Annotated in this window: 15 protein-coding genes, 1 tRNA gene and 1 pseudogene; 10 read left to right on the forward strand and 7 right to left on the reverse strand. The window is 62.0% G+C overall.

Translation table 11 applies throughout. The annotated features are described in order from the left end of the window. Positions 1 to 28 precede the first annotated feature (28 nt). From ACFO3A_RS02645 to ACFO3A_RS02660, 4 genes are all read left to right on the forward strand, one after another. Entirely contained in the window at positions 29 to 454 is a 426-nt protein-coding gene (locus ACFO3A_RS02645; protein WP_377723755.1) for a hypothetical protein, read from the forward strand. Between the two features lie 200 nt (positions 455 to 654). After that, complete coding sequence (gene infA, locus ACFO3A_RS02650) at positions 655 to 903, forward strand: translation initiation factor IF-1 (protein ID WP_377723757.1); 249 nt, start codon at positions 655 to 657, stop codon at positions 901 to 903. A gap of 135 nt (positions 904 to 1,038) precedes the next feature. Beyond that, positions 1,039 to 3,867 carry an EAL domain-containing protein gene (locus tag ACFO3A_RS02655; RefSeq protein ID WP_377723759.1) on the forward strand — a complete coding sequence of 943 codons (2,829 nt, stop codon included), beginning with the start codon at positions 1,039 to 1,041 and terminating at the stop codon, positions 3,865 to 3,867. Positions 3,868 to 3,905: 38 nt separating this feature from the next. Next, positions 3,906 to 3,982: transfer RNA gene (locus tag ACFO3A_RS02660), tRNA-Pro, on the forward strand. 75 nt (positions 3,983 to 4,057) lie between these two features. On the opposite strand, the gene ACFO3A_RS02665 is transcribed toward ACFO3A_RS02660, so the two are convergent. Beyond that, a complete protein-coding gene (locus ACFO3A_RS02665) occupies positions 4,058 to 5,002 on the reverse strand; it encodes an AraC-like ligand-binding domain-containing protein (RefSeq protein WP_377723761.1) in 945 nt (314 codons plus the stop codon). Positions 5,003 to 5,354: 352 nt separating this feature from the next. Between ACFO3A_RS02665 and ACFO3A_RS02670 the strand changes: the two genes are divergently transcribed. From ACFO3A_RS02670 to ACFO3A_RS02695, 6 genes are all read left to right on the forward strand, one after another. Next, positions 5,355 to 6,806, forward strand: coding sequence for an aldehyde dehydrogenase (locus ACFO3A_RS02670; RefSeq protein ID WP_377723763.1), 1,452 nt, complete (start codon positions 5,355 to 5,357; stop codon positions 6,804 to 6,806). A gap of 40 nt (positions 6,807 to 6,846) precedes the next feature. After that, complete coding sequence (locus ACFO3A_RS02675) at positions 6,847 to 7,176, forward strand: c-type cytochrome (protein ID WP_377723765.1); 330 nt, start codon at positions 6,847 to 6,849, stop codon at positions 7,174 to 7,176. Positions 7,177 to 7,190: 14 nt separating this feature from the next. Further along, complete coding sequence (locus tag ACFO3A_RS02680) at positions 7,191 to 7,730, forward strand: hypothetical protein (RefSeq protein WP_377723767.1); 540 nt, start codon at positions 7,191 to 7,193, stop codon at positions 7,728 to 7,730. 14 nt (positions 7,731 to 7,744) lie between these two features. Next, a complete protein-coding gene (locus tag ACFO3A_RS02685; protein ID WP_377723770.1) occupies positions 7,745 to 9,295 on the forward strand; it encodes an FAD-binding oxidoreductase in 1,551 nt (516 codons plus the stop codon). 72 nt (positions 9,296 to 9,367) lie between these two features. Continuing rightward, positions 9,368 to 10,258: a SphA family protein gene (locus ACFO3A_RS02690; protein ID WP_377723771.1), complete on the forward strand. Its 891-nt coding sequence runs from the start codon at positions 9,368 to 9,370 to the stop codon at positions 10,256 to 10,258. Positions 10,259 to 10,287: 29 nt separating this feature from the next. Beyond that, a complete protein-coding gene (locus tag ACFO3A_RS02695) occupies positions 10,288 to 10,449 on the forward strand; it encodes a hypothetical protein (protein ID WP_377723772.1) in 162 nt (53 codons plus the stop codon). A 5-nt stretch (positions 10,450 to 10,454) separates the two neighbouring features. On the opposite strand, the gene ACFO3A_RS02700 is transcribed toward ACFO3A_RS02695, so the two are convergent. The 6 genes and pseudogenes from ACFO3A_RS02700 to ACFO3A_RS02725 form a co-directional block, all read right to left on the reverse strand. After that, positions 10,455 to 11,408 (reverse strand): Gfo/Idh/MocA family oxidoreductase, encoded by a 954-nt coding sequence (locus tag ACFO3A_RS02700; RefSeq protein ID WP_377723774.1) that lies wholly within the window; start codon positions 11,406 to 11,408, stop codon positions 10,455 to 10,457. After that, positions 11,405 to 12,304: a class III extradiol dioxygenase subunit beta gene (locus ACFO3A_RS02705; protein ID WP_377724320.1), complete on the reverse strand. Its 900-nt coding sequence runs from the start codon at positions 12,302 to 12,304 to the stop codon at positions 11,405 to 11,407. Before ACFO3A_RS02705 ends, ACFO3A_RS02700 begins: the two co-directional genes overlap by 4 nt. Positions 12,305 to 12,391: 87 nt before the next feature. Next, positions 12,392 to 12,763, reverse strand: a pseudogene (gene ligA, locus ACFO3A_RS02710) (protocatechuate 4,5-dioxygenase subunit alpha); the annotation flags it as partial. A 27-nt stretch (positions 12,764 to 12,790) separates the two neighbouring features. After that, positions 12,791 to 13,720 carry an amidohydrolase family protein gene (locus ACFO3A_RS02715; RefSeq protein ID WP_377723776.1) on the reverse strand — a complete coding sequence of 310 codons (930 nt, stop codon included), beginning with the start codon at positions 13,718 to 13,720 and terminating at the stop codon, positions 12,791 to 12,793. Between the two features lie 12 nt (positions 13,721 to 13,732). Next, positions 13,733 to 14,416, reverse strand: a complete 684-nt coding sequence (gene ligK, locus ACFO3A_RS02720) for a 4-carboxy-4-hydroxy-2-oxoadipate aldolase/oxaloacetate decarboxylase (protein ID WP_377723778.1) — start codon at positions 14,414 to 14,416, stop codon at positions 13,733 to 13,735. A 125-nt stretch (positions 14,417 to 14,541) separates the two neighbouring features. Then, on the reverse strand, positions 14,542 to 15,570 hold the full coding sequence (locus ACFO3A_RS02725) for an amidohydrolase family protein (RefSeq protein ID WP_377723780.1): 1,029 nt from the start codon (positions 15,568 to 15,570) through the stop codon (positions 14,542 to 14,544). Positions 15,571 to 15,592: the final 22 nt, after the last annotated feature.

Here is a 15,592-nt window from a genome sequence, read left to right on the forward strand (position 1 = left end):
CGACTTTCTTTCTGGAAGGCGGTACCCGATGAAGAAGTGGATGGCGTGTTTGCTGGCCGGCGTGTGTTCTGTCGCCTCGGCGGATTTGGTCTTTAAAAATGTTCCTCAGGACTTGGAAGTCCCCCTGCAAGGCCATGCCCTGACCCTGGCCGAAAAGGACGCGCAGGGCGTGCTGCAACTGCACAGCAGCAAGCCGGTGATTTCCGAGCTGGAATACAACAACTTCGTCATGCACGGCATCTGCTCCCACCAGTGGCGCAACCCGGCACGCTTTGCATCGTGGAACCTGTCCACGGTGCAGCTGTGGGCAGCCGACGGGCAGAAAGGCTATGCCTTCGATGCCAGCGGCGACGTCTGCGAGCAACTGGGCAAGTTCGGCCAGCCCGGACAGAACTACCGCAAGCTGGTGGCCGAGCGCACCACCGTGTGTCAGCAAGGGCAGTGCGGCAAGTGAACGCTCTCCAGGCAAGGGCACTTTGCAGAAATAAAACAAGGTTATAATCGGCGGTTTTCGTGCTTTTGGTACTTGGCCTTCTGATTGTGCTGGTGCGCTGTCAGCTTCTTGCTTGCATTGAATACACAAGACTGCTTCCAGTTGCTGTGTGCAAGGCTCCCCGTCAAGGCACCCATTCCTGATTCAAGAGATTTGCACACATGGCAAAAGAAGAACTGATTGAAATGCAAGGGCAGGTCACCGAAGTGCTGCCCGATTCGCGCTTTCGCGTCACCCTGGACAACGGGCACCAGCTCATCGCCTACACCGGCGGCAAAATGCGCAAGCACCACATCCGCATCCTGGCCGGCGACAAGGTCTCGCTGGAAATGTCCCCCTACGACCTGTCCAAGGGCCGGATCACTTTCCGCCACCTGGCTGGCCGGGGCCCCGGGCCAGCCAGCCGCTAAGACATCGGCGCTTTCCTTGCAAAACCTCAACCCTGTGTTGAGGTTTTTTTATGGAACAAACATGGCCAAGGTATTTACCTTTTGTTTCAGTGGATTACACTTCGACGCAACATAAACTGTTTAACGTCTGGTCTCATGTCTTTTTGGCCTCGAACGCTCAAGCGTAAAACAATCTGGGGGGTGGTGCTGGTTGCTTTGCTGGCAGTCGGTAATGTGGTGACCCTCCAGCTTATGCTTCGTCGCTCGGACGACATTGGTGCCACGGTGAATCTGGCTGGAAAGATCCGGATGCTCAGCCAGCGTATTGCGCTGGAGACTTTTGCCGAGTATCTGGCGCCTGGTGGCAATTGGCCGCATATCGTGTCGCGATATGCCAGCTTTGAAGAAACCTATACGGCGCTGCGTTCGGGAGGAACGGCCTACGGGTTAACCGTGCGTCCCGTGAGCCCGGCCTTGCAGCCCGCGCTGGAGCAATTGCATACGTCGTGGCAGCGCTTTCAAGATACGCTCAATGCCGCCTATGCAGAAATGCCGGGAGCTGCCCCGATTGAACATGCCCGGGTGCTGGAGATTATGGCCGCCAGCGACCACCTGTGGGCCCAATCCGAAAATCTGCTCAATCAACTGGTGGATTTTTCCAACCGCGTCCAGCAACGTGCCTTATGGGTCAGTCTGGTGCTGTTCTGGCTGGATATATTGCTGCTTTTGCTCGGTTATTTCCTGATCAAATCCCGGATACTCAATCCCATACAAGTGCTTTCCAATCAATGCACGGAAATGGCGGCAGGAAACTACAGCATACGATCGTCGATAAAAATAAACGATGAGCTGGGGCAATTGGGAGGGGTGCTGAATAAATCGGCAGCGCATATCGAACAGCTTCTGCTGGACATCGCCAAGGAGCGCAGTGCCGTGGCCCAGGTGCAGGCCATGTTCAATGGCCTGGCCGACAACGAGGTATCGGGCATTTATATGATTTCGCCCCGGATGGAGCTGATTTATGCCAGTCAGCAACTGGCAAAAATGCTGGGTTATCCGAGGGAGGTTCTGATGGGAAATTTCCCGCTGGAGCAGATGTTTGCCCCTGCATGTATGGGCAACGTGCGCGAAAGGGTGCTGGCCCGACTGGAAGGGCGGGTACGTTCCTCGCGGTATGAATCGATTGCAGTGCGTGCGGATGGATCGCAGTTTGAAGTCGAGGTGTTTGGTTCCGCAATGGAATACCAGGGGCGCACGGCCATTATTGGAATGCTGATCGATATCAGCACCCGCAAGCGTTCGGAGGCATCCATGCGCCGCGCGGCCTTGGTCTATGCCTATACCAGCGAAGCCATGGTGGTGACCGATCCGCATGGCGTGGTCCTGGACATCAATCCGGCTTTTTCCGAAATTACCGGCTATGCCGCCAATGAAATTATTGGGCGGCGCCTGAACGTACTCAGTTCTGGCCGGCACGATAGGGAGTTCTATCGTGCCATGTGGAACGATCTTCGTACCAAGGGAGGCTGGTCGGGTGATATTTACAATATCAGAAAAAATGGCGAAGAATTTATCGAGCGGCTGACCATTACCACTTCTTATAATGAAGACGGAGCGGTCGAAAATTATATCGGCCTGTTCACCGACGTCACCAGGTTGCGCCAGCGGGAGGCTGTAATCTGGCGCCAGGCCCACTATGATCATTTGACCCAGTTGCCGAATCGGCAAATGTTCCAGGAAAACCTGCTCTGTGCCATCGAGGAATCTCGCCGCAGGGAAAAAGTCTTTGCGCTGGTCTTTCTGGACCTCGATTTTTTCAAGGAAGTGAATGACACTTTCGGGCATGACGAAGGGGACGAGTTGCTGCGCCAGGTGGCGGCACGCCTGCAATCATGCGTGCGCAGCACGGATCTGGTGGCCCGGTTGGGTGGGGATGAATTTGTTCTTATTCTGCACGATACAAAAAGCCAGGAAGATATTTTTAATGTGTGCCATAAGGTATTGGATTTGATTGCCAAGCCTTATCGTCTGGCGAACAATACCGTCAATATCTCGGTCAGCGCAGGGGTTACTTTTTATCCCCAGGATGGGCAGGATGGTGTCAGCCTGCTCAAGCACGCAGATTTGGCAATGTATGCAGCCAAGGAAAAAGGACGGAATCAGTTTTCCGTCTTCGATCCGAGCATGGAAGAGGAAGCACAAAGCCGACGTCTGATGCTGCGTGATTTGCAAAAAGGCCTGGATAAGCAGGAATTTTTACTTTATTACCAGCCGATTGTTGCCATGCAGACCGGGCGAACGGTCAAGGCGGAAGCGTTGATCCGCTGGGACCAGCCTGTGCGCGGGCGCGTCAATCCCGGGGACTTTATTCCGCTGGCAGAAGAATCGGGCCTGATCGTGCCATTGGGAGAGTGGATCTTCAAGGAAGCCGCCCAGCAAGTGACGGCCTGGCGCAAGAGTTTTTCGCCTGATTTTGTCTTGAGTGTCAATGTTTCCCCGGTCCAATTGCTCAGTACCGAGCTGGATTGTTCCGCTTGGCTGAAGAATATCAAAGCGCTTGAAATACCGCCCAGCGCCTTGATAATGGAAATTACGGAGCGTATGCTGCTCGAATCGGATAAAGCCAGCGATGAGAAAATAACCGAACTGCAGGCAGCCGGGGTTCAGCTGGCACTGGATGATTTTGGAACCGGCTATTCTTCATTGTCGTACCTGAAACGGTTCAGCATTGACTACATCAAAATCGACCGCAGCTTCGTCTGCAACCTGCACCGCGATTCTGAGGATGTGGCGCTGTGCCAGGCCATTATCGTGATGGCCCATCAATTGGACATCCAGGTGGTTGCCGAAGGGGTGGAAACGCAGGAGCAGCACAATATATTGCTGGAAGCCGGATGCGATTTTGGGCAAGGCTATTGGTACTGCAAGCCGGTGACGGCAGCAGAGCTGACCCAGCGCCTGCAGAAAGAGTGTGAGCAGTCCTAAAATGGACACTAAAAAGTGGTTATAATGGACAGCTTAGTCGGAGCGTAGCGCAGCCTGGTAGCGCATCTGCTTTGGGAGCAGAGGGTCGCGAGTTCGAATCCCGCCGCTCCGACCATAAAAATCAAGGGCTTGCATCGTTTCGGTGCAAGCCCTTTTGTTTTTCCGATGCGTGGCACCCTATCCATGCTCTTTAGCGGTTCCGAAATTCCGAAGGGGACATGCCCGCGTAGGCCTTGAAAGCACGGCTGAAGTGGGCGCTGTTGTTGAAGCCGCAGGCCATGGCGATGTCGGTGATCGTGTGCTGGGCCAGTTCGGGCTGGCGCAGTTCGCGCATGACCAGTTGCAAGCGGCTGTGCTGGATGAATGCGCCCAGGCTGGTGTCTTGCCCGGCAAAGCCGTTGTGGACGTGGCGCTTGCTGCAGTTGAGGGCGGTGGCAATGGCCTCCACCGACAGGCCGGGGTCACGCAGGTGCGTGGCCACATACGCACAGATGCGATCGTGCAAGGCCTGGCGCTGGGTGCGGGCCGTGCCTTTGCCAGCCAGTTCCTGCAGAGACAGGTGGACCATTTCCACCAGCAGTTCGCCCGCGCGGTGGGCCAGGGGGGCGGACATGGTGCCCAGCTCCTGGTAGGTGCTGCGCATGGTTTCCAGCGCGATGCGGGCAATGCCGCTGCTGCCGCCGATGTTGCGCCCCATCAGCCCCTCCGGGTTCAGGCCGCGCTGCACGATGCTGCGCCGGGGCAGCATCAGGATCAGGTGTTCGGTGTGCTGGGGATTGGCCACCTCGTAGGGATGCGAAGTGTCGTAAATCACCCAGCTGCCATTGCTGGCGCTGGCCTGCTGCCCGTTCTGATGCACCTGGGCGGTGCCAGACCAGGGGGCCACGATTTTGAGGTAAGCCTCTTCGCTGTCGCGCAGGCGGTGGCTGTCGCGCACGACGCGGTGGCGCCCGGCATCGAGTCGCGTGAGGACGACCTCGCCGGCCGAGGCGACGTACAGATGGCCGTCGAACCGGGTATCGCCGTACAGGTCGGTTTGCAGCCCGTTGAACAGCTGCGCCATCCAGTCACGCCACGCAGGCGCGGTGTCCTGCTGCGGTATGCCATCGGTACTCAGTACACGCGCTGTGCTCATAGCTTGTCTCCTCATGCCTGCGGTCATTGCCGAGGCCCGCATTATCAGCACTTGCCCGGCAAGCGTGCCTCGGAACGCACCCAGCCAGGGCGGACTACTAGGGAAAGCCCTTGATCGCTTGCATGATTCATCAAGTGATTTATGCACGCTGTGCACAGCGTGACAAAGGGGCAGTTTTTATCATCCGCCCATCCCTAGCCGAAAAATTCACTCGATGGCAAGGCGATATGTCAAAAGTTTGCTGAAAAGCACTTGGGATGGCGGTTTTTTTCGATCTGTATCAAAAAAACCGGGCCATGCCTTTCCAGGCCGACCGCCTGTCGTTATCCCAGAGAACCAAGGAGAGACTTCCATGATTGAACAACCCATGCTGATTGGCGGGCAGGTTGCACAAGCCAGCAATGGCGCAAGCTTCGAGCGCAGGAATCCGCTGGATGGCAGCGTGGCCACCCGTGCACCGGCGGCGACGGCTGCCGATGCCGTGCGGGCCGTCGAGGCGGCCCAGGCCGCTTTCCCCGCGTGGGCTGCCGTGGGCCCCACGCAGCGGCGCCAGATGCTGATGAAAGCGTCCCAGGCCCTGGCGGCCAAGGCCGATGCCTTTGCTGCTGCCATGGCGGCAGAAACGGGGGCATCGGGTATCTGGGCCGGCTTTAACGTGCACCTGTCCGCCAACATGCTGCTGGAAGCGGCGGCGCTGACCACGCAGATCAACGGCCAGGTCATCCCTTCGGACGTGCCGGGCAGCATGGCCATGGCCGTGCGCCAGCCCGCCGGTGTGGTGCTGGGCATTGCGCCGTGGAATGCGCCCGTCATCCTGGCCACCCGGGCCATTGCCACGCCGCTGGCCTGCGGCAATACCGTGGTACTCAAGGGCTCGGAACTGTGCCCGGCCACCCACGGCCTGATCATCGAAGCCTTGCAGGAAGGCGGGCTGCCCCCGGGCGTGGTGAACTTCGTCACCAACGCCCCCGAGGATGCCGGCACCGTGGTGGAAGCCATGGTGGCGCACCCGGCGGTGCGCCGCGTGAACTTCACCGGCTCCACCCGCGTGGGCCGCATCATCGGCCAGACCTGCGCCAAGTACCTCAAGCCGGCGATTCTGGAACTGGGCGGCAAGGCGCCGTTCCTGGTGCTGGACGATGCCGACATCGATGCCGCCGTGGCCGGTTGCACCTTTGGCGCGTTTGCCAACTCGGGGCAGATCTGCATGTCCACCGAGCGCATCATCGTCGATGAGGCCGTGGCCGAAGAATTTCTGGCCAAGCTGGTGGCACGCGCCACCACGCTGCCGCTGGGCGACCCGCGCCAGGGGCCGGTGGTGCTGGGGTCGGTGGTGGACATGACCACCGTTGCCCGCGTCAACGAACTGATCGACGATGCCGTGGCCAAGGGCGCAAAGCTGCTGTGCGGCGGCAAGGCCAGCGACACGCTGATGCCCGCCACGCTGATCGACGGCGTGACGCCGCAAATGCGCATCTTCCGCGAGGAGACTTTCGCCCCGGTCAAGGCCATCGTGCGCGTGCGTGGCGAGGAAGAAGCCATTGCCATGGCCAACGACAACGAGTTCGGCCTGTCCTCGGCCGTCTATACCCGCGACGCCGCACGCGGCTGGCGCGTGGCGGCCCGCATTGAAGCCGGTATCTGCCACGTCAACGGCCCGACCGTCCACGACGAAGCGCAAATGCCTTTCGGCGGCGTGAAGAACTCGGGCTATGGCCACTTTGGCGGCCAGGCCGGCATCGATGCCTTTACCGATACCCGCTGGATCACCGTGCAGACCCAGCCGCGTGCTTACCCCTTCTGATCAAAAGGCCCTTGCCCGCACTTCCAAGGAGAACTATTCAATGTCCTTTTCCCTTTCTTCCACCCGTCGCTGGGCGCTGGCAGCCAGTCTGTCGGGCGTGGCGCTGGCAGCCGCTGCCGCCCCGCCGCAAGACATTGGCCCCGGCCAGCGCTATTACGAAAAAATCTGCGCCAAGTGCCATGAGGCCGGTATCGGCCCGGTACTCAAGGGCCGGGGCCTGTCGCCCGAAACCGTGATTGCCTTTGCCCGCATCGGGGTGAATGCCATGCCCGCTTTCCGCGTCACCGATATCGATGACGCCACCCTGCGCGACGTGGGGGTGTACCTGTCCAAAACCCCGGCGCCGCCACCGGCGGCCGCCAAACCGTGAGCGGAGGGCATGTGATGCACAGTGACCGCCGTTTCCTTCTGAAAAGCCTGGCGGTAACCGGCCTGGCCATCTCCGGCGTGGGCTGGGGAGCGTGGGCGCAGGCCACGCCTTTGGCGGGTCTGCCGACGGGTGTTGCCCCCGTGGACGCTGCTGCCGACGTGCTGGCGCTGACTTCGGGCCTGTCCGCCAGTGCCGGGGCGGGCGCACTGGACAGCGCCTTCATCACCGGCGTGCGCAGCGCTGCGCAAGCGGCCAGCCACACCGCCTTGCACGGGCTGGACAGTGCCCCCTTCCAGCGCCTGGGCCGGTTGCTCGGTGATGAGCGCAGCACCTTGCTGGTGGGCCTGCTGGACGATGCCAGTGCCACGCTGGTGCTGGATTTGGTGCGCTCTGCGGGTGGCCGTGTTCTGAGCGAACAAACCCATCGCATCGACGGCGATGCCGCCGCCTGGACGCAGGCACTGGGCCAGGCGCTGGCACTGGGCCAGCCTGTGCCCGCCGCCCCCGTGGCCGCCGGCGCACCGGCCCGCGTCGCCTTCCGCTGCCTGATTTAAGAAAGACATAGCACATGACAAGCAAATACATGGCCTTGCCCCAAGGCATGAACGAAAGCCAGTTCGATGCCGCCATTGCCCGCTTCCAGGCGGCCCTGGGCGCCGACAACGTGATGATCGACGGCGACCTGGTGCGCCCCTACAACAAGGTGATGATGGCCGTGCCCAGCGAGGAGCACACGCCGTCCGCCGTGGTCACCGCCACCACGGTCGAGCAGGTGCAGGAAGTCGTCAAGATCTGCAACGAGTTCAAGGTGCCGGTGTGGACCATCTCGACCGGGCGCAACTTCGGCTACGGCTCGGCCGCCCCGGTGCAGCGCGGCCAGGTGGTGCTGGACCTGCGCAAGATGAACAAGATCATCCACGTCGATCCCGAGTTGTGTACCGCCCTGGTCGAGCCGGGCGTGACCTACCAGCAGCTCTACGACTACCTGGAAGAGAACAACATCCCGCTGATGCTGTCCTTCTCTGCCCCTTCGGCCATTGCCGGGCCGCTGGGCAACACCATGGATCGCGGCGTGGGCTACACCCCGTATGGCGAACACTTTCTGATGCAGTGCGGCATGGAAGTGGTGCTGGCCAACGGCGACGTGCTGCGCACCGGCATGGGTTCGGTCAAGGGCGACAAGGCCTGGCAGGTGTTCAAGTGGGGCTACGGGCCGACGCTGGACGGCATGTTCACCCAGTCCAACTACGGCATCTGCACCAAGATGGGCTTCTGGCTCATGCCCAAGCCGCCGGTGTTCAAGCCGTTTGAAATCCAGTTCCCCGAGGACAGCGACATCAGCGAGATCGTGGAATTCATCCGCCCGCTGCGCATCGCCCAGGTCATCCCCAACTCGGTGGTGATTGCCGGCGTGCTGTGGGAAGCGGCCACCTGCAACACGCGCCGTTCGGACTACACCACCGCGCCGGGGGCCACGCCGGACGCCATCCTCAAGCAGATTCAGAAAGACAAGGGCCTGGGCGCCTGGAACGTCTACGCTGCCCTGTACGGCACGCCCGAGCAGGTGGAGGTGAACTTCAACATCGTGCAAGGCGCCCTGAAGCAGTTGGGCAAGGGCCGCCTGATTACCCAGGAGGAGGCGGGCGAGACCCAGCCGTTCAAGTACCGCTCGCAGCTGATGTCCGGCGTGCCCAACCTGCAAGAGTTCGGCTTGTACAACTGGCGTGGGGGCGGTGGCTCGATGTGGTTCGCCCCCGTGTCGCAGGCCCGGGGCAGCGAGTGCGACAAGCAGAAATCGCTGGCCAAGAAAATCCTGAACAAGCACGGCCTGGACTATGTGGGCGAGTTCATCGTCGGCTGGCGCGACATGCACCACGTCATCGACGTGCTGTACGACCGCTCCAACCCCGAAGAAACCCAGCGTGCCAACGCCTGCTTCAACGAGCTGCTGGACGAGTTCGAGAAGGAAGGCTACGCCGTCTACCGCGTCAATACCGCCTTCCAGGAGCGCGTGGCGCAAAGCTACGGCACCGTCAAGCGCAACGTGGAGCGCACGCTCAAACGGGCGCTGGACCCCAACGGCATCCTGGCGCCGGGCAAGTGCGGCATCGACATCTAAAACGAGAGCGGCGGCAACACAGCACCTACCAAGGTGGGCGCGGTGTTGCCGCCGTTGAAATAGGAGACAAACATGAAGTTTTCACACATTGCCAGTGCCGCAGCACTGGCCGCCTGGCTGGCGTCGGGCAGCGCCTGGGCAGACGGGCACTACGTTCCCGGCGTGGAGGGGCTGCAAGGCGCCAGCGTTCCTGGCCCCGGCGTGTATTACCTGGGCTATCTGGTGAACTACAACATCGACAGCCTGCGTGCGCCGGGCAGCAGCGCCGACATTCCCGGGCACAACACCGGCACCGTCACGGCCCTGGCCAATCGCCTCGTCTGGATGACGGGCCACAAGCTGCTGGGCGCCGATTACGGCATGGAAACCATCATTCCGGTGATGCGTACTTCGCTGACGTTCAACGCGGCAGGCATTTCCGATTCGCGCTCCGATGTGGGCGATGTCTACGTCGGCCCGCTGGTGCTGGGCTGGCATGGCCCGCAGTGGGATGCGGTGGCTGCTGCCGGCCTGTGGCTGGACAACGCCAGCGACCGCCACCCCGCTTCTGCGGGCAAGGGCTTCAAAAGCACCATGCTGACGGGCGGGCTGACTTATTACTTCGACGGGGCCAAGACCCTCTCCGGCTCGGCCCTGGCGCGTTACGAGTTCAACAGCAAAAAGGACGGCGGCTTTCGTCCCGGCCAGCAACTGACGCTGGAGTGGGGGCTGGGCAAATCGTTTGGCAGCTTTTCTGCCGGTGCGGTCGGCTACAGCCAGTGGCAAACCAGCAACGACAAAGGGCCGGGCGCCACCGATGACCGCGCCCGCCGCCATGCGCTGGGGGCGGAGGTGGTGTACCCCGTCCCTGGTGCCGGCATCTTCCTGAAAGGTGCGGCCTACAAAGAGTTCAGCGCCCGTGGCGGCAGCCAGCCGCAGACCAAGGGCACGCTGGTGCGCCTGAGTCTGGTGAAGGCGTTTTGATTTTTCCGGCGCATTGAAAAAGCCGATGGATGTTCTCCATCGGCTTTTTTGTGGCTGTTTTTTGTGGCAATTTTTTTAAAAAAGGAGCTGCTTGCGCAGATAAAAAAAGGGTTTCAGGTAGTTTTCTACCTGAAACCCTTTCAATAACAGCGGTAACAGCTATTTTTTCAGACAGCGCAGCAGGCTGGTAGCCGCATCACGCCGCGTTCAGTTGCTGCTCCAGCTGGTGCAGCACGCGGTAGCAGGGCAGCACCTGGGCCACGCTGGCGTTGGCTTCGCGGCCTTCGCGGATGGCGGCGAAAAATTCGCGGTCCTGCAGTTCGATGCCGTTCATGCTGACGGCCACCTGGCTGACGTCGATCTTTTCTTCCTTGCCGTTGAACAGGTCGTCATAGCGGGCGATGTAGGTCGCGCTGTCGCCGATGTAGCGAAAGAACGTGCCCAGCGGGCCGTCGTTGTTGAACGACAGGCTCAGGGTGCAGATGGCGCCATTGGCGGCCTTGAGCTGGATGCTCATGTCCATCGCAATGCCCAGCTCCTTGTGGATCGGCCCTTGCAGGGCGTTGGCCTGCACGATGGGGCTGCCTGCCTGGTAGGCGAACAGATCGACCGTGTGCGCGGCGTGGTGCCACAGCAGGTGGTCGGTCCAGCTGCGCGGCTGGCCCAGGGCGTTCATGTTGGTGCGGCGGAAGAAGTAGGTCTGCACATCCATCTGCTGGATGTTGAACGCGCCGGCCTGCACCTTCTGATGCACGTACTGGTGGCTGGGGTTGAAGCGGCGCGTGTGGCCGCACATGGCCACCAGCCCGGTCTGTTGTTGCAGGGCCAGGACTTTTTCGCCTTCGGCCAGCACGTCGCACAGGGGGATTTCCACCTGTACGTGCTTGCCCGCTTCCAGGCAGGCGATGGTCTGGCTGGCGTGCATCTGCGTGGGGGTGCAGAGGATGACGGCGTCCACTTCCTTGATCGCCAGGCTGTCGGCCAGGTCGGTGGTGACGTGGGGGATGCCGTATTTGTCGGCCACTTCCCGGGTCTTGCCCAGGTCGCGGCTGACGAGGGAGACGACTTCCACGTCCGGGATGTTCTTGATGCCGTCCAGGTGCTTGATGCCGAAGGCGCCTGCCCCGGCCAGGGCTACTTTGATAGTCATAGGTTGTTCTCCAGAATCAGGTGGCCCACTGCGGTGTTGCTGGCGGGCACGTGGAAAAAGCGGTGCGCGACGGTGGGGGCGTTGCCGCCGGCCACGTCGGCCATGGCACCCCGGGCGATGAGCCACATCACCAGCTCGATGCCTTCGCTGCCGGCTTCGCGCACGTAGTCGATGTGGGGCATGGTGGACAGGCCCTTGGGGTCGGCGATCAGGCGGTCGAGGAAGGCATTGTCCCATTCGGCATTGATCAGGCCGGCACGCGGGCCTTGCAGCTGGTGGCTCATGCCGCCCGTGCCCCAGATTTGCACGTTCAAAGGCTCGTCGTAGCTTTCGATGGCCTTGCGGATGGCCTGGCCCAGGGCAAAGCAGCGGGCGCCCGAGGGCACGGGGTACTGCACCACGTTGACGTGGAAGGGAATCACCAGGCAGGGCCATTCGGCAGGGCTGCCGAACATCAGGTTCAGCGGCACGGTCAGGCCGTGATCGACCTTCAGGTCGTTGACGATGGTCAGGTCAAAGTCCTGCTGGATGACCGACTGCGCGATGTGCGAGGCCAGGCGCGGGTGGCCCTTGACCTTGGGCACGGGGCGCGGGCCGTAGCCTTCGTCGGCAGGCTCGAACTCGGCGGCGGTGCCGATGGCGAAGGTGGGGATGACGCTCAGGTCGAAGTTGGTGGCGTGGTCGTTGTAGACGAGGAAGATCACGTCCGGCGTGTTCTTCTTCATCCAGTCCTTGCTCGGCTCGAAGCCTTTGAACATGGGCGCCCAGTAATCGTCGCCGGTCTTGCCGTGGTCCACCGCCGCGCCGATGGCCGGTACGTGCGAGGAATAGACCGAGGCGGTGACCCGCGCCTGGCCCGGCGTGGCGTTCTGGCTGGCGGCATCGGCCTGCTCGATGGCCTGGGCCAGTTGCTGCTGGGCCTGCCATTCCTTCCAGGCGTCGGACTGGCTCATCGGGCCTTGCGCGTCGCCGTCTTCGCCGACGAAGCGGTTGCCCTCGGGGCTGCGGCCGCCGGCGAGCATCATGGCGCGGTACTGCTGCTCGGTCATGCCGGTCATGCTGCCGGCCATTTGCTGGAAGCTCAGGCCGTCGGTGGCGCCCAGCTTGGACAGGAAGTAGATGTTGCCGCCGGTGCGCATCATCCAGTTCAGGTCACGCGCCCGCACGGCGGCACGCTGCTCGTCGGTCATGGGCCATTCGGCCAGATAGGCGTCTTCGTCGGCCTTGAAGCGGGTGCGGTTGTCCGCCTGCATCAGGCTCATGCAGAACTGGTTGAGCCAGTAGCCTTTGCGGCTTTGGTCGGCATCGAAAATCGTCGTGCCGGGCACGTTCAGATAGGGTTTTTCCAGAGCCATGTTTGTCTCCTTGGTTGCGGGTGTGGGTCAGGCGGCGGGGCCGGCCTCGTCAGGCCAGTACAGGCGCATCGGGTTGTCCACCAGCAGCTTGCGTTGCAGCTCGGCGGTAGGGGCGATGTGGGGGATGAAATCGACCAGCAGACCGTCGTCGGGCATGTGGTCCTTCAGGTTGGGGTGAGGCCAGTCGGTGCCCCACAGCACGCGGTCGGGGAACTCCTGCACCACGCGGCGGGCAAACGGCACCACGTCGCGGTAGGCGGCCTGTTCGCCATCCAGCGCCCTGGGGCCGGTGACGGACAGGCGCTCGGGGCAGCTCACCTTGCTCCAGACGTTGGGATGCTCGCGCATGAACTTCAGGAACAGGGCAAATTCTGCGCTGTCCACGCCCTTGGCTATATCGGGGCGGCCCATGTGATCGACCACCACGGTGGTGGGCAAGGCGGTGAAGAAGTCCCACAGCTCGGGCAGGTCCACGGCCTCGAAGTAGATCACCACGTGCCAGCCCAGTTGGGCGATGCGCCCGGCAATCTCCATCAGCTCGTCCTTGGGCGTGAAGTCCACCAGGCGCTTGACGAAGTTGAAGCGCACGCCGCGCACGCCGGCATCGTGCAGGGCTTGCAGTTCCTCATCGGTCACGCTGCGCTTGACGGTGGCCACGCCCCGGGCCTTGCCGCCGCTGGCAATGCAGGCATCGACCATGGCGCGGTTGTCCGCCCCGTGGCAGGTGGCCTGCACGATGACGTTGCGGGCAAAGCCCAGGTGGTCGCGCAGGGCAAAGAGCTGCGCCTTGCTGGCATCGCAGGGCGTGTATTTGCGCTCGGGCGCAAAGGGAAACGCGCTGCCGGGGCCGAAGACGTGGCAGTGCGCGTCCACGGCACCGGCGGGCAGCTTGAACTGCGGCTGGCTGGGGCCGGCGTACCAGTCCAGCCAGCCGGGGGTTTTTTCAAAGGCGCTCATGGCGGTGCCCCCTTAGTCGATGTAGCGCAGCCCGGCCTTGGCCAGACCTTCGCGCATCTTGTAGTAGTCCAGGCCCAGCACGCCGCTGGCGAAGATGTCGCGCTTGCCCGCTTCGTTGGCTTCGCGCTTTTGCGCGGCGTCCAGCGTGGTGGCGGCCTTGTCGCGCGGCACGCAGACGATGCCGTCGTCATCGGCCACGATCACGTCGCCGGGGTTCACCAGCATGCCGGCGCAGACGATGGGGATGTTCACCGAGCCGAGCGTGGCCTTGATGCAGCCCTTGCTGCTGACGGCCTTGCTCCACACGGGAAAGCCCATTTCCTGCAAGGTTTTCACGTCGCGCACGCCGCCGTCGATGACGAGGGCGCGGGCGCCCCGGGCCTGGAAGCTGGTGGCCAGCAGGTCGCCGAAAAAGCCGTCCGTGCATTCGGCGGTGACGGTGGCTACCACCACGTCGCCGGGCTGAATCTGCTCGGCAGCGACGTGCATCATCCAGTTGTCGCCCGGTTGCAGCAGCACGGTGACGGCGGTGCCGGACACCTGTGCGCCGGGGTAGATGGGGCGCATATAGGGCTTGAGCAGGCCGACGCGGCCCATGGCCTCGTGGACGGTGGCCGAGCCGAAGGCGGCCAGCGCATCGGCGGTGGCGCGGTCGGTGCGCTCGATGTTGCGGTACACCACTCCCAGTTCGTACATGGCAGGATTCCTTTGCAGTATTTCTATGGTTTCAGGAGCTTCTTCCGATGGATTTGCAAGGATTTCAGGTTTGAAACTATCTGAAGTCCATTGTTTTCAAGCGCAAGAAGCTATCTTTTATGGGTTTACAGCCCTTTGGCCTTGAGCGCCGCATCCAGGCGCGTGAACACGCGGCGGGCGTTGCCTTCGTAGACCGCGTGCTTTTCCTCGGCGGTGAGGTTCTGCGTGGCCTCGATGTAGCGCTTGGTGTCGTCGTAGTAGTGGCCGGTCTGCGGGTCGATGCCGCGCACCGCGCCGATCATTTCGCTGGCGAACAGGATGTTCTTCACCGGAATCACCTCGGTCAGCAGGTTGATGCCGGGCTGGTGGTACACGCAGGTGTCGAAGTAGATGTTGTTCAGCAGATGCTCTTCCAGCAGGGGCTTTTTCAGCTCCTGCGCCAACCCCCGGTAGCGGCCCCAGTGGTAGGGCGCTGCGCCGCCGCCGTGGGGGATGAGGAATTTCAGCGTGGGAAAGTCCTTGAACAGATCGCCCTGGATGAGCTGCATCACCGCCGTGGTGTCGGCGTTGATGTAGTGCGCCCCGGTGGTGTGAAAGCACGCATTGCAACTCGTGCTGACATGTACCATGGCGGGGATGTCGTACTCCACCATCTTTTCGTAGATGGGGTACCAGCTGCGGTCGGTCAGCGGCGGGCTGGTCCAGTGGCCGCCCGAGGGGTCGGGGTTCAGGTTGATGCCCACGTTGCCGTACTGCTCCACGCACTTGACCAGCTCGGGGATGCAGGTCTTGGGATCGACGCCGGGCGACTGCGGCAGCATGGCGGCGGGGATGAAGTGATCGGGGAACAGTTCGCTCACGCGAAAGCACAGCTCGTTGCACAGGGCGGCCCAGGTGCTGGAGGTTTCGAAATCGCCGATGTGGTGCGCCATGAAGCTGGCGCGGGGGCTGAAGATGGTCAGGTCGCTGCCGCGCTCCTTCATCAGCCTGAGCTGGTTGGCCTCGATGGTTTCGCGGATCTCGTCGTCGCTGATCTTCAGGTCGGCTGCCTTGGGCTTTTTGCCGGGGTCTTTCAAGGCGGCAATCTGCAGATCGCGCCAGGCGCCCAGGGCGGCGGGGGCCGTGGTGTAGTGGCCGTGAACGTCAATAATCATGGCAAGGTCCTTTCAAAAAACT

Origin of the sequence: Comamonas nitrativorans (genome assembly GCF_042654765.1) — a bacterium.
GTDB lineage: Bacteria > Pseudomonadota > Gammaproteobacteria > Burkholderiales > Burkholderiaceae_C > Comamonas > Comamonas nitrativorans.

Coding starts and splice junctions, on each gene's coding strand:
- ACFO3A_RS02670 (WP_377723763.1), top strand. CDS start 5,355: ATGATTGAACAACCCATGCTGATTGGCGGGCAGGTTGCACAAGCCAGC.
- ACFO3A_RS02665 (WP_377723761.1), bottom strand. CDS start 5,002: ATGAGCACAGCGCGTGTACTGAGTACCGATGGCATACCGCAGCAGGAC.
- ACFO3A_RS02695 (WP_377723772.1), top strand. CDS start 10,288: ATGTTCTCCATCGGCTTTTTTGTGGCTGTTTTTTGTGGCAATTTTTTT.
- ACFO3A_RS02700 (WP_377723774.1), bottom strand. CDS start 11,408: ATGACTATCAAAGTAGCCCTGGCCGGGGCAGGCGCCTTCGGCATCAAG.
- ACFO3A_RS02680 (WP_377723767.1), top strand. CDS start 7,191: ATGCACAGTGACCGCCGTTTCCTTCTGAAAAGCCTGGCGGTAACCGGC.
- ACFO3A_RS02655 (WP_377723759.1), top strand. CDS start 1,039: ATGTCTTTTTGGCCTCGAACGCTCAAGCGTAAAACAATCTGGGGGGTG.
- ACFO3A_RS02690 (WP_377723771.1), top strand. CDS start 9,368: ATGAAGTTTTCACACATTGCCAGTGCCGCAGCACTGGCCGCCTGGCTG.
- ACFO3A_RS02645 (WP_377723755.1), top strand. CDS start 29: ATGAAGAAGTGGATGGCGTGTTTGCTGGCCGGCGTGTGTTCTGTCGCC.
- ligK (WP_377723778.1), bottom strand. CDS start 14,416: ATGTACGAACTGGGAGTGGTGTACCGCAACATCGAGCGCACCGACCGC.
- ACFO3A_RS02715 (WP_377723776.1), bottom strand. CDS start 13,720: ATGAGCGCCTTTGAAAAAACCCCCGGCTGGCTGGACTGGTACGCCGGC.
- infA (WP_377723757.1), top strand. CDS start 655: ATGGCAAAAGAAGAACTGATTGAAATGCAAGGGCAGGTCACCGAAGTG.
- ACFO3A_RS02725 (WP_377723780.1), bottom strand. CDS start 15,570: ATGATTATTGACGTTCACGGCCACTACACCACGGCCCCCGCCGCCCTG.
- ACFO3A_RS02675 (WP_377723765.1), top strand. CDS start 6,847: ATGTCCTTTTCCCTTTCTTCCACCCGTCGCTGGGCGCTGGCAGCCAGT.
- ACFO3A_RS02685 (WP_377723770.1), top strand. CDS start 7,745: ATGACAAGCAAATACATGGCCTTGCCCCAAGGCATGAACGAAAGCCAG.